This is a genomic window from Vibrio sp. TMPB1044, assembly GCF_030442075.1.
Classification (GTDB): Bacteria; Pseudomonadota; Gammaproteobacteria; order Enterobacterales; family Vibrionaceae; genus Vibrio; species Vibrio satsumensis.
This window is the reverse complement of the sequence record NZ_JAUJED010000006.1, coordinates 1-12,479: the sequence shown is the minus strand read 5'-3', so window position 1 is coordinate 12,479 and position 12,479 is coordinate 1. Positions and strand designations below refer to the sequence as shown.

Here is a 12,479-nt window from a genome sequence, read left to right as displayed (position 1 = left end):
TGACTCATCTCAGGGAAATCAAAAACATGGAACAACGCTACGATTATATTATCGTCGGCGCGGGTTCGGCCGGCTGTGTGTTAGCGGATAGGCTAACGGAAAGCGGTGAACATAGCGTTTTATTATTGGAAGCGGGTGGTACGGATAAGAGTATTTTTATCCAAATGCCGACTGCGCTTTCTTACCCGATGAATACTGAAAAGTACGCTTGGCAATTTGAGACCCAACAAGAACCGGGCCTTGATGGACGTGAACTGCATTGTCCACGTGGCAAGGTGTTAGGTGGCAGCTCATCGATCAACGGCATGGTTTACGTTCGTGGCCATGCTTGTGACTTTGACCAATGGGAAGAAGAAGGCGCTGCTGGTTGGAATTACCAAGCTTGCTTGCCTTACTTCCGCCGTGCTGAATCATGGAATAAGGGTGGTGACGAATATCGTGGCGACAGTGGCCCAGTCGGCACTTGTAACGGTAACGATATGGAGCTCAACCCCCTTTACCAAGCATTCATAGATGCAGGTAAAGATGCCGGTTACCCAGAAACACAAGACTATAACGGCTACCAGCAAGAAGGCTTCGGCACCATGCATATGACGGTAGACAAGGGTGTTAGAGCCTCAACCTCTAACGCTTACCTACGCCGTGCATTGAAGCGTTCAAACCTAACATTGAAGAAAGGTATCGTGGCGCGTCGTTTCTTACTTGAAGCACAAAACTCAACAGGCCAATCAGGCTTGAAAGCCGTTGGTGTCGAGTTTGAAAAGTCAGGCAATACCCAAGTGGCGGTAGCGAACAAAGAAGTGATCTCTTCTGCGGGCTCTATCGGTTCTGTTCAACTGCTTCAATTATCTGGTATCGGCCCGAAAGCGGTGCTTGAAAAGGCGGGTGTTGAGCTGAAACACGAACTGAGCGGCGTCGGTGAAAACCTACAAGATCACTTAGAAGTGTACTTCCAATATCACTGTAACGAACCCATCACGCTCAACAGCAAGCTGGGCTTAGTCAGCAAGGGCATGATTGGCGCAGAGTGGATTCTGACTCGCAAAGGTTTGGGTGCCACTAACCACTTTGAATCGTGCGCGTTCATTCGTTCACGCAAAGGATTGAAGTGGCCAAACATTCAATATCACTTCCTGCCAGCAGCGATGCGTTACGACGGACAAGCAGCCTTTGATGGCCATGGCTTCCAAGTACACGTTGGACCTAACAAGCCAGAGAGTCGCGGTACGGTGGCGATCACTTCGGCTGATCCGCATGCCAAGCCAGAGATCATTTTCAATTACATCTCGACTGAGCAAGACCGCCAAGATTGGCGCGATTGTATTCGTCTGACGCGTGAGATTTTGTCGCAACCTGCGATGGATGTTTACCGTGGCGAAGAGATTCAGCCGGGTCTGAGTGTAACTTCTGATGAGGCGATCGACGAATGGGTTAAGCAAAATGTTGAAAGTGCTTATCACCCTTCTTGTGGCTGCAAAATGGGCGCTGATGATGACCCTATGGCTGTACTTGATGAAGAGTGTCGTGTTCGCGGCATTGATAGCCTGCGTGTTGTCGACTCGTCTGTTTTCCCTGTTATTCCAAACGGCAACCTTAACGCACCGACCATCATGGTTGCCGAGCGCGCATCCGATTTGATTTTGGGTAAACCAATGCTCAAAGCGCAAGACGTTCCAGTGTGGATTGCACCTGAGTGGGAAGAGAAGCAAAGAATAAATAAACCAGCAAGAGATGCGTAAGCCTCTGTTATTGAGATAAAAATAGCAAAATTAGTCAAAAGTCAGCAAAACAGCCCCGATGAGTATGAGTTAGGGCAGAAAAAGGAAAGATAAAAAGGAATCATTATGACGACTCAACATAAACAAACCGCTACAAAAAAGGCGCTCGCAACGCTAGCAATCAGTTCATTCGCGTTCAGTGCTTACGCCAACGCTTCAGTAGAGCCACAGCAATGTGAAAACGTTCGCTTCGCTGATGTAGGCTGGACTGACATTACCGCAACAACCGCCGTTACTTCAGAACTATTAAAAGGCCTTGGTTACCAAACCAAAACCGACCTACTTTCAGTACCGGTGACTTACTCTTCAATGGCGAACGGCGATATTGACGTATTCCTAGGTAACTGGATGCCAACTATGGAAGGCGACATCGCTAAGTACCGCGAAGCGGGAACGGTTGAGACAGTGCGTGCCAACCTTGAAGGGGCAAAATACACACTAGCCGTACCAAAATACGTGTACGACTCTGGCGTGAAAAGCTTCGCAGACCTAGCAAAACATGCCGACAAATTTAAAGACCGCATCTACGGCATCGAACCGGGTAACGACGGTAACCGCTTAATCCAATCAATGATTGATTCTGACGCGTTTGGCTTGAAAGATTTCAGCCTAGTGGAATCAAGTGAAGCGGGCATGGTATCGCAAGTATCTCGCGCTGCTCGTCGTAGCCAGTGGATTGTTTACCTTGGTTGGGCACCGCACCCAATGAACAGCAATGTTGAGATGGAATACCTATCAGGTGGTGACGATTTCTTTGGCCCTAACTACGGTGGCGCGAATGTTTACACTAACGTTCGTTCAAACTACCTGTCTGAGTGTGCAAACGTCGGTCAACTTCTACAAAACTTAGAATTCACTCTAGAGATGGAAAACCAGTTGATGGAAGAGATTCTTAACCAAAAAGTGAAGCCAGAAAAAGCGGCTCAACAATGGTTGAACAATAACCCTCAACAAGTTGAAGCTTGGTTAGACAATGTAAAAACACATAAAGGTGAATCAGCAACTCAAGCCGTTACTGAATACCTAAAGCAAGTAAAAGCTTAGTTCTACCTATCTCAACAGCTACATAAATAATAAAGGTGGGCTTGCCAATTTATCGATTGGTTTGAAGTAGCCCACCCATAATAAAAGGCAATATTGTGAATTTTATTACGGAAAACAAAATCCCTGTCGGACAATGGATGGAAGCGGGTGTTGATTGGTTAACGATCAATGCAGCAGGATTCTTTGACGCTATTTCGATTTTTTTAGAAACTATCATTATGTTTTTAGTCGATGTATTTAAGTGGATGCCACCGGCTTTACCAATTGTGATTACTGCGGCGATTGCATGGTACTTACACCGTAAACCCTCGCTTGTGATTTTCGTGGTTGCAGCCTTGCTGACCATCTTAAACCTCGGCTACTGGCAAGAAATGCTGGAAACCTTTGTCCTCGTGTTTGCAGCGACAACGATTTCCGTATTAATTGGCGTTCCAGTTGGCATTATGGCCGCGCATCGCCCTTGGTTATATACGGTGCTTAGACCCATCCTTGATTTAATGCAGACGGTTCCAACGTTTGTGTATCTGATTCCGACTTTGGTTTTATTCGGTTTGGGCATCGTTCCTGGCTTAATCTCGACCATCATATTCGCCATTGCCGCGCCAATTCGTTTGACCTACTTAGGTGTCACCAAAGTGCCTGAAGAGTTGATTGAAGCGGGTAAAGCGTTTGGTGCAAGCCGCATGAAATTGCTGATGAAAGTGGAATTACCGGCTGCCTTACCAAGCATTATGGCGGGTGTAACTCAATGTATTATGTTGTCGCTTTCGATGGTGGTTATCGCCGCTCTTGTCGGTGCTGACGGACTTGGTAAACCTGTTGTTCGCGCATTGAACACAGTGAACATCTCACAAGGTTTCGAAGCCGGGCTGGCGATTGTATTAGTCGCTATCATTCTTGATCGCTTGTGCAAAACACCAAACCAGAAGGAAGCTTAATCATGTCTAACTCTCAGGGAAAAAAGACAATGGACGCGATTACCATTAAGGACCTCGATGTTGTGTTTGGTGATAAACCGAAGCAAGCGCTTGAGCTGCTCGACCAAGGTAAAACTCGCCAAGAGATCATCGATGAAACTGGGCAAGTTGTTGGTGTGGATAATGTGTCGCTGACGGTGGAAGAAGGCGAGATCTGTGTATTGATGGGTTTGTCTGGTTCTGGTAAATCATCTTTGCTTCGCGCAGTTAACGGTTTGAATGAGATCAGCCGTGGTTCACTAACAATCAAAGACGGTGACCAGCAAGTCGATTTAGCGCAATGTGATGAAGCGACTCTGCGTCACCTTCGTACTCACCGCGTATCTATGGTGTTCCAAAAGTTTGCTTTGATGCCATGGCTTAACGTATTAGACAACGTGGCATTTGGTCTTGAAATGCAGGGCGTGGCGAAAGATATTCGTCGTGCCAAAGCGCGTGAACAATTAGAAATGGTCGGCCTAGCAGAGTGGGAAACCAAATTTCCACATGAGCTTTCTGGCGGTATGCAGCAACGTGTTGGTTTGGCGCGTGCGTTTGCAATGGACACCGATATCCTGTTGATGGATGAACCGTTTTCGGCGCTTGACCCATTGATTCGAGCTCAACTGCAAGATGAACTGATCACGCTGCAAAACAAACTCAACAAGACGATTCTGTTCGTGAGTCACGACCTAGATGAAGCTCTGAAGATTGGTAATAACATTGCGATCATGGAGTCAGGCAAACTGATTCAACACGGTAAGCCTGAAGAGATCGTACTGACGCCGAAAACCGAATATGTGAAGGACTTTGTTGCTCACACCAACCCGTTGAATGTGCTCAAAGGTCGTTCTTTGATGCAGCCTCTTGATTCACTGACACAAGAGAATGAAAGCTGGAAGATCTGCGATTCTAAAGACCTCTGGATTGAACAGAGTGAAGGTGCTTTATCAGTAAAAGGTGAATCTACTTTGGCGCTTGTCGAGTGGAGCGAGTCAGATGGCTTAGCTGCGATCAGCGCGTCGAGTGTGGTCGTGGCAAGCCCGGAAATTGGCATGCGTGATGCGATTAAGCTCAAGCAGATCAGTAACCACCCAATTCTTCTCGTTGAAGACAACCAATTGGTGGGCATTCTGGATAACAGCGAGTTTTACAACGCGCTAACGGGTAATTTTCAACTCAATAATGCCGCTTAGTGGTTTGAACTGACATAATTCGTTCTCTAACGAATAAAATAGGTAGTGAGGTGTTCAAATCTCGCTACCTAGATGAATCTATACTCTTCATACTTGAAGCTACAGCGTTGTAACTGCTTAAGTGCACCCTAATCACATAGAACTTCTATGCTCATAAGGATGAACTTACTTGTTGCCTAGCAGCAAATCCAATTATTTTGAGTATGCGGCTTTTTATTTACCGACAATATCTCGCTTTTTCTTGCCTTGTTTGCCACTTTAAGACTGAAGATCGCTACTCATTGTACAAAAGTGTTGCCATGCGCAAATTCAGAGGCATATAAAAGATTGAGAATAGTATGAACATCAGTACAATGCGGAAAAATCAATGAAGTAATTTATCAATTTACAGTGTAATCCGAGCTCACCTGACGTAAATAATCAGGATATTTCATCGCTTCGACGCTGTAAAACCATTCACAGTATATTAGTACAAAGGTCTGCATCTTGGACAAACATGACGAAATCCTGGTCGCTATTCGCCAAATTATTCGCGCTATCGATTTACACTCGAAAAAGCTGAGTAAAGAGTATGGTTTGACTGGCCCTCAATTAATCTTAATGAGAGCAATCCAAGAAATGGGTAATGTGACGATCAAAGAATTGTCTAATCACACCAATGTAAGCCAAGCCACCACAACCACGATCATCGATCGCTTGGAACTGAACGGCTATGTACAACGTGTTCGCAGCTCGTCAGATCGCCGCAAAGTACACGCAAATCTGACTGAAAAAGGCCAAGAGCTGCTAAACAATGCGCCACCGCCGCTGCAAGATAACTTCGTTAAAAAATTCCAAAACCTAGAGCCGTGGGAACAAAGCCTACTGCTTTCTTCGATGCAACGCGTGTCGTCAATGATGAATGCAGAAGACATCGACGCAGCCCCAGTACTTCAGCTTGAAGGCATTGCAAACGTAGCCAAGAGCTAACGTTATTTTTAAATTGTTTACTTATAACAACAACTTAAATAATTATTAAATGGTCGCATTAAGCGGCCATTTTTGATCTTGGCCTCCCTACTCCTCAGATTTTACTGGTACAAATCACCTTTTAGTTGTGGCCTGTCGATAAAAATTGGGACTGAGAAAGACCGATTATCAGCGAGAGTATCTGTATAGGGTATTGCATCAAGGTTATGCTGACATATGATGATTATCTTCTCGTTGTGTCTCATATTATATACTCCTTCTAAGCGACAAAACTTTTTTCAAGATAAGCGCATGCTATAAAACGAAAATAACACCCTTAAAGAGCTTGTTTGATGCCTTAAATTGGCCAAAATAGGGTGTTTTAAGTTGCTGTTTTTGTTGGTTTTTAATTTGGTGTTTTCTTAAGATCGCAATGGTAGTCTTAGCTTGATTTCTTTAGGGGGCTAAATGGACACCAATAACAGCACTTATCATCACCACAGTTTTGCTCAGCAAGATTTATCAGAGCTTACATTTACAGCCTGCACGTTTATCCGTTGTGATTTCAGACGTTCGAACTTACGTGATGCAACGTTCATTAACTGTAAGTTTATTGAGCAAGGCGATCTTGAGGGATGCCACTTTGATATTGCCGACTTACGAGATGCAAGCTTCCAGAATTGCCAGTTGGCGATGGCGAATTTTAGCAACGCGAATTGTTACGGTATTGAGTTACGTGATTGCGACTTAAAAGGGGCGAACTTCACTCGTGCTAACTTTGCCAATCAGGTAAGCAATAGAATGTATTTTTGCTCTGCGTATATCACGGGCTGCAACCTGTCATACGCCAATTTTGAACAAGCTTGTTTAGAGAAGTGCGAGCTGTTTGAGAACCGTTGGATAGGGACTTACCTTGGCGGCGCGTCACTGAAAGAGTCTGATCTCAGCCGAGGCGTGTTCTCGGAAGATGTATGGGGGCAATTCAGTATGCAAGGTGCTAATTTATGCCATGCTGAATTAGAAGGGTTAGATCCTCGCAAGGTCGATACGTCGGGGATTAAAATCGTCGCGTGGCAGCAAGAGCAACTGCTTGAAAGTATGGGTATTGTTGTAATGCCTGATTGATTCTTATCATTCGGTTGTAATCAAACACAGTCGCTAGAAGAAAAGCCCAAAGCTAATAACTTTGGGCTTTTCCGTACTTGGTCGCATGCATTTTATAATGAAGTTTAGAAAAGAGAATGCTCGGCGAATATTGAGCTTATTAGTGCATACCTGAGCGCATTTTGTCGGCAAGAGCAAAGAAGACAAATAGTACAAAACATACCAGAGCGACGCACAGTGAAACTAAGATGGTTGTTGCGTCTTTTGATATCAATGGAACAACGATAGAAGCTAACGCTACCAACATAACAAAGATATGAACGATTCGTCCGATGACCGGATTTTTATGACAGAATGAAGCCCATAGGTAACGCATTTTTAACACCAGTATAATATTAGTGGTTTTATTCTATTTTCTTAGTGAGTGTTTTGTAAATAACATTCTGTTACAGGTTTCTGTAAATATGATCCAAGTCGTTTTAGTATAAAACTGGTTAAATAACAGTAGTTTATTTATCTTTTATAGAATGTACACCATTGTAATGAGAATCATAGTATTCCGTATTCTTTGGAATAGTAAGTTAAATATGGTTCGATTTTCAGTTATTGACTGAGGATCTCATTTATTGAGTGTTCTGTTAAGAGATCGTTTGCGTATAGGTATTGATGGCGTAAATATCAATCGAATTAGAATCAGTTTAGAGCCTGTTATTCGTTTTATGTTATTTATCAAAGCGACTCCTCAAATTGAGAACGAAGTAATCTTGTGAAGTTTTTGGTTTGATATACTTAGTGTTCATTCGATGAAGGTGATGGAGATGATATGTCGAAAACCGCGAAGATCATTAATGAAGATAAACTGGTAAAAAAAGCAGTTGAAGTCGGTTTTAAGATGGCAAAACTACAAGGTTTTGATTTGCCAAATTCATCCCAACCGATAAAGGTTAAAGCGGTGTATTTGTTCCTTGTTGAAGTGAATCAGATCACACCGCTACCTGACGATAAGCTTGATGGTGCAAATATTAAAAAACGTTTGGCGTTATGGATTCACAAAGCACTGCCGGACAATGACCCACTAAAATAAAGATGTTGTGAATACTGGTGCAGTCCACCTGATGATTGGCAATCTTTTTCCTAATCTCACTTATTGTTTTTATTTATAAAAGCCTAGCAATGACTCGCTAGGCTTTTAGTTTTCTGTTCCCTTTTTCTTTGACTTATTGCTTAGGTCTAAATTGCTTGTACTGGTTTGGTTGGCTTTGAAGCTTCTCCTGTGCTTGAGCCTTCGTTTGTAATGTGGTCATATTTCTCTGTTAAGTGATCTTGAATCTTTTGGTGATAGGTACCGTTCAGTTTGTAGAAGCGGAAGTAGATGATTAACGCAATGGCAAAGAAGAAAGCAGGTAGGCCGACCATGATGCATTGCATGCCGAATACGGTTTCAGGGCTTTGCGTTACGTTGGGCACATAGTCAACGGCAGTGAGCGCGATACCGATAAAGAAAGCGGCAAATGCAGAGCCTGCTTTCACAACCAGTGTTTGCACGGAGTAGGCGATACTTTCACAGCGAGCCCCCAGTTTGAACTCACCGTAATCGACCGTGTCAGCGACCATGATGACGTTAAGCACCCAGAATAGAGCTGTACCAATTTGTAGGAAGACGCCTGCCGTTGATATCAGGAGAATGCTTTGTGTGTCATACATGCCAACGTAGATGAGTACCGCACTACCTAAGATAGGGAAAGTGGATGCACATGCCCACAGAACTCGGCGTGAAAACATCTGAGCAAGTTTAGGGAACAACACTAGCGTGATTAGGTTAGCAATACCCGCATAAGCCATGTAGTAAGGGAATAGTTCTTCATTACCAACAACATAAGTGAAGTAGTAAACAGCAAAGGCGGTAATAATGTTGGTCGCGAGGTTATAAGACAACGCCATGCACAGAACGCTAGTCAATTGGTCGTTTTTGTAGATAAGCGCGAGAAGCTTTTTCAGTGAAACCTTTTCTTCCGGTTGTGTTGTGTCGAGGTTAGCCGTTGAATAGCGCTCTTTCACATTGCGTAAAGTAATGAAAGTAGAGACTAAGAAACAAGCGATCAACAAGAGGGTGAAAATCTGGAAGCCGAACCCTTTATCGTCCCCACCTACGTAGTTCACGAAAGGCATAGCGATAGCTGCGGTTACTATCCATGCAAGGCTCGCGAAAAATCGAGGGTATGGCACAAGCTCTTCACGTTCACGCTTGTCCAAAGTCAGTGTTGGGACCAGTGACCAAAAAGGGATATCCATTAGTGTGTAAGTCATGCCCCACAAGATATAGGTGACAGCGGCGTATGCGATTAACCAAGGACCTTCGATGTAATGCGCACTAAACACCATCAGAAGAACCACGGAGTTAGCGAGTGTGCCAATTAAAATCCAAGGTTTGAACTTGCCCCATCGAGTACGTGTATTGTTGACCAACCACCCCATAATAGGGTCATTGACGGCATCCCAGATGCGTGCGACGAGGAAAATAGTTCCGACTGTAGCAGCAGAAATACCGACTACATCCGTGTAGTAAAACATTAGGTACATATAGACGATGGTGATTGCGAAGTCTTTACCAAATGCGCCAAAGCCATAACTTAGCTTGGTATTCATTGAGATACTCATTATCACTCCTTACGCCTCCTCACTGAGAAGGCGTTAATATTCACGTTATTGTATGTTTTTATTAGTATGAAATTACTTGTTAACCCACTCTGGTAACCAACCCTGATGGGCTTCAATCAAGTCATCAACCAGCGCGTATATCTCTTCTATTCCAAGTACAGCGGCAGTATGAGGGTCAAGCATCGCAGCATGATAGATACGGTCACGGTTTTCGGTGAGAATCGCTTCTGTGAGTAGAGTCTGAACATTAATGTTGGTTTGCATCAATGCAGCTAAGTGGTTTGGTAGACGCCCTGCTTTGATTGGTTGAACACCATTAGCATCCACTAAACAGGCGACTTCAACACAGCAACCTTGAGGTAAATTGTCGATTAAGGCTTCGTTTTTAACGTTTCCATAAATGACGCTCGGTATACCTGTCCAGATAGAGTTCATGATGGTACTAGCGTATTCATGAGACTCCTCAACAGTGATTTTGTCCGCTGTTTTAAACTCTTGAAGGTCGCGCTTCCAATCTGCAATTTGTTCGACACAACGTTTAGGGTATTCATCAAGTGGCACTTTATAACGTTCGATTAAATCTGGACGATTTGGCTTGATAAAATAGGGAGTGTATTCAGAAAAATGTTCAGAAGACTCTGTCACGAAGTAACCAAGCTTCTTAAACATTTCATAGCGAACTAAGTTAGTGCAGCGACCATTGTGATAGATGCCTGGTTTAGGCGCTTTGCCACTCTCAAAAGCTTCAAGTAGGTCTGGATAAATGTCGACGTACTCACCGCTTTCTGTCTTCTTCTCGAGGGTTAGGTAATAAGCCATGTGGTTGATGCCTGCGCAGGTATAGCGAAGATCTGCGTAATCTAAGTCTAGGTCGCGTGCGAGCTCTTCAGCTGTGCCTTGTACTGAGTGACACAAACCGACTTGTTTAATGTGCGGATACTTCTCGTACATTGCCCATGTGTTCATTGCCATTGGGTTAACATAGTTGAGCATGGTGGCATTCGGGCAAACTTCGGTCATGTCTTCACAGACACTCCAAAGGTGCGGTACCGTGCGTAGTGAGCGCATAATGCCGCCCGGGCCGAGTGTGTCTGCGATGGTTTGTTCCAGACCGTGGCGCTTACACACTTCAAAATCTGTGACAGTGCATGGCTCGTAGCCACCGATTTGAAAGGCAATGACAACAAAATCTGCGCCTTGCAGTGCCTCTTTTTGATTTAAATGGCATGAAATCGAGCCAGTCGCACCGGATGATTCCATCAATTTACTGACGACAAGGTGAGACTCTTCCAGTCGAACCTCATCAATGTCCATTAACGCGACATGAGCGTTTTTTAAAGCTGGATGGTGGAAAACATCACCAAGAATGTTTTTTACAAAAATGGTGGAGCCTGCACCAATGAATGTGATTTTAGGGCTTTGCATAGTGGAATCCTTTATCTCTCTGAGTTCTTTGTTGATGCAGATAAATTACACCTAGAACCCATGTCGATTCGTCTCAGATAACTTAATAGCTCTCCTGTTTTCTAATATTTTTAAATTAGTGAATGGAAATCTTAGGAAATGGGCTATTACGGCTCTATGATCGCCTTCTGAGTTTTATTATCGAGGAGCTGATAAAAGTCTGGTATACGATTTCCTAAGGAGCGAGACATGCCGCAATCAGCCCCAGATACGGTGAGAATTATCACTTTAGACAAGTACTCGTCCGAGACCGTGTCGGTAAGCCCGCTGTCTCTATATTCTTCCTATGAGAAAATCGATATCGAACTCAGAGCCCCTCACTCCATGCCTGGCTATCATTGGCATGGTCAAATTGAGGTGAATATACCCTTTGGGGATGATGTGGAGTACATTATTAACGGCAGTCCGGTTGTGGTTAAAAGCGGATCGATTGGCTTGTTTTGGGCATCGGTACCGCATCGACTTACGAATCCAGGCCAATGCCATAATATGGGGATCATTAACATACCGATTCACCATTTTATGTCGTGGGCTCTCAGTCGGGATTTAGTTAACCATATCACTCACGGCAGTGTGTTGCAATCGAATTCTTGTTCGCTGATCAGTGAGTTTGAAATCTCCCGTTGGGCACAAGAGATAAAGCATTCGTCCGAAAGTCGTCAACAGTTGGCTATGGATGAAATTGGCTTGATGCTTAAACGAATCTGCCTTGATGGCTGGCAACAACTGTTGGTAAATCGACAAGATAAGTCGACTAAGAAAGGGGTATCGAAACACTCCCAATTCTATGTCAGCCAGATGTTGGAATATATTGCGACTCACCATAATCAGCCATTGACCGTTAAAGATATCGCTGAACATATCGGGTTACACAGCAACTACGCGATGAACGTATTTCAGCGCACGATGCAGATGACCATTAAGCAGTACATTACTGCGATGCGTATCAACCACGCTCGTGCTTTGCTGAGTGATACGGATAGAACCATTCTCGATATATCACTCACGGTGGGCTTTAATTCGAGCAGCCGATTCTATGAAACCTTCCAAACGTACATTGGTGTCACGCCGACTCAATATAGAAAATTAGCTAGAGAAGATCACCGATGGAGCAGCCACGGAGCCAGCCCGCTATACGACCTTGAGAAAGGGGCGTGTGACGGTAAAAGGCCATTAACGACGACGGACAGTTAGCGATATTGATACAACCCGATAAAAGAAAAGCCACAGCATATGAACTGACCCCGTAAAGTTGGACATTTCTGTTAAGCGGCTTTCAAGGCCTGAGTTCGATATTCTATCGGAGTCAGGCCTTTTAGTTTCACTTTTAT

The 12,479-nt window shown here is 44.2% G+C and carries 12 protein-coding genes; 8 read left to right on the top strand and 4 right to left on the bottom strand.

Going from position 1 to position 12,479, the window contains the following annotated elements:
- Positions 1 to 26 precede the first annotated feature (26 nt).
- The 6 genes from betA (at position 27) to QQ041_RS02940 (ending at position 7,047) form a co-directional block, all read left to right on the top strand.
- Positions 27 to 1,739: a choline dehydrogenase gene (gene betA / locus QQ041_RS02965; RefSeq protein WP_285953079.1), complete on the top strand. Its 1,713-nt coding sequence runs from the start codon at positions 27 to 29 to the stop codon at positions 1,737 to 1,739.
- Positions 1,740 to 1,844: 105 nt separating this feature from the next.
- Positions 1,845 to 2,822, top strand: coding sequence for a choline ABC transporter substrate-binding protein (locus QQ041_RS02960; protein ID WP_146491143.1), 978 nt, complete (start codon positions 1,845 to 1,847; stop codon positions 2,820 to 2,822).
- 95 nt (positions 2,823 to 2,917) lie between these two features.
- Positions 2,918 to 3,760, top strand: coding sequence for a choline ABC transporter permease subunit (choW, locus tag QQ041_RS02955; RefSeq protein WP_102383921.1), 843 nt, complete (start codon positions 2,918 to 2,920; stop codon positions 3,758 to 3,760).
- 2 nt (positions 3,761 to 3,762) lie between these two features.
- Entirely contained in the window at positions 3,763 to 4,974 is a 1,212-nt protein-coding gene (choV, locus tag QQ041_RS02950) for a choline ABC transporter ATP-binding protein (RefSeq protein WP_285953078.1), read from the top strand.
- A 486-nt stretch (positions 4,975 to 5,460) separates the two neighbouring features.
- A complete protein-coding gene (locus tag QQ041_RS02945) occupies positions 5,461 to 5,943 on the top strand; it encodes a MarR family winged helix-turn-helix transcriptional regulator (protein ID WP_017061075.1) in 483 nt (160 codons plus the stop codon).
- 447 nt (positions 5,944 to 6,390) lie between these two features.
- Positions 6,391 to 7,047, top strand: a complete 657-nt coding sequence (locus QQ041_RS02940; protein ID WP_048664479.1) for a Qnr family pentapeptide repeat protein — start codon at positions 6,391 to 6,393, stop codon at positions 7,045 to 7,047.
- A gap of 139 nt (positions 7,048 to 7,186) precedes the next feature.
- On the opposite strand, the gene QQ041_RS02935 is transcribed toward QQ041_RS02940, so the two are convergent.
- Positions 7,187 to 7,402, bottom strand: coding sequence for a hypothetical protein (locus tag QQ041_RS02935; protein ID WP_048660456.1), 216 nt, complete (start codon positions 7,400 to 7,402; stop codon positions 7,187 to 7,189).
- Positions 7,403 to 7,849: 447 nt separating this feature from the next.
- Between QQ041_RS02935 and QQ041_RS02930 the strand changes: the two genes are divergently transcribed.
- A complete protein-coding gene (locus tag QQ041_RS02930; RefSeq protein ID WP_048660454.1) occupies positions 7,850 to 8,110 on the top strand; it encodes a DUF5062 family protein in 261 nt (86 codons plus the stop codon).
- Positions 8,111 to 8,256: 146 nt separating this feature from the next.
- Here the strand turns inward: QQ041_RS02930 and melB are convergent, their stop codons facing one another.
- The gene (gene melB, locus QQ041_RS02925) at positions 8,257 to 9,684 is read right to left on the bottom strand and encodes a melibiose:sodium transporter MelB (protein ID WP_285953077.1); all 1,428 of its coding nucleotides are present in this window, start codon (positions 9,682 to 9,684) and stop codon (positions 8,257 to 8,259) included.
- Between the two features lie 72 nt (positions 9,685 to 9,756).
- Positions 9,757 to 11,109, bottom strand: a complete 1,353-nt coding sequence (locus QQ041_RS02920; RefSeq protein WP_285953076.1) for an alpha-glucosidase/alpha-galactosidase — start codon at positions 11,107 to 11,109, stop codon at positions 9,757 to 9,759.
- Positions 11,110 to 11,337: 228 nt separating this feature from the next.
- Between QQ041_RS02920 and melR the strand changes: the two genes are divergently transcribed.
- On the top strand, positions 11,338 to 12,342 hold the full coding sequence (gene melR / locus QQ041_RS02915; RefSeq protein ID WP_285953075.1) for a transcriptional regulator MelR: 1,005 nt from the start codon (positions 11,338 to 11,340) through the stop codon (positions 12,340 to 12,342).
- A 71-nt stretch (positions 12,343 to 12,413) separates the two neighbouring features.
- Here the strand turns inward: melR and QQ041_RS24140 are convergent, their stop codons facing one another.
- Positions 12,414 to 12,479, bottom strand: a complete 66-nt coding sequence (locus QQ041_RS24140) for a hypothetical protein (RefSeq protein ID WP_353057832.1) — start codon at positions 12,477 to 12,479, stop codon at positions 12,414 to 12,416.

Bases quoted from the DNA above. Each gene is read 5' to 3' on its own strand.
- choV (WP_285953078.1), top strand. From the start codon at position 3,763: ATGTCTAACTCTCAGGGAAAAAAGACAATGGACGCGATTACCATTAAG.
- betA (WP_285953079.1), top strand. From the start codon at position 27: ATGGAACAACGCTACGATTATATTATCGTCGGCGCGGGTTCGGCCGGC.
- QQ041_RS02930 (WP_048660454.1), top strand. From the start codon at position 7,850: ATGTCGAAAACCGCGAAGATCATTAATGAAGATAAACTGGTAAAAAAA.
- QQ041_RS02935 (WP_048660456.1), bottom strand. From the start codon at position 7,402: ATGCGTTACCTATGGGCTTCATTCTGTCATAAAAATCCGGTCATCGGA.
- melR (WP_285953075.1), top strand. From the start codon at position 11,338: ATGCCGCAATCAGCCCCAGATACGGTGAGAATTATCACTTTAGACAAG.
- melB (WP_285953077.1), bottom strand. From the start codon at position 9,684: ATGAGTATCTCAATGAATACCAAGCTAAGTTATGGCTTTGGCGCATTT.
- QQ041_RS02960 (WP_146491143.1), top strand. From the start codon at position 1,845: ATGACGACTCAACATAAACAAACCGCTACAAAAAAGGCGCTCGCAACG.
- QQ041_RS02920 (WP_285953076.1), bottom strand. From the start codon at position 11,109: ATGCAAAGCCCTAAAATCACATTCATTGGTGCAGGCTCCACCATTTTT.
- QQ041_RS02940 (WP_048664479.1), top strand. From the start codon at position 6,391: ATGGACACCAATAACAGCACTTATCATCACCACAGTTTTGCTCAGCAA.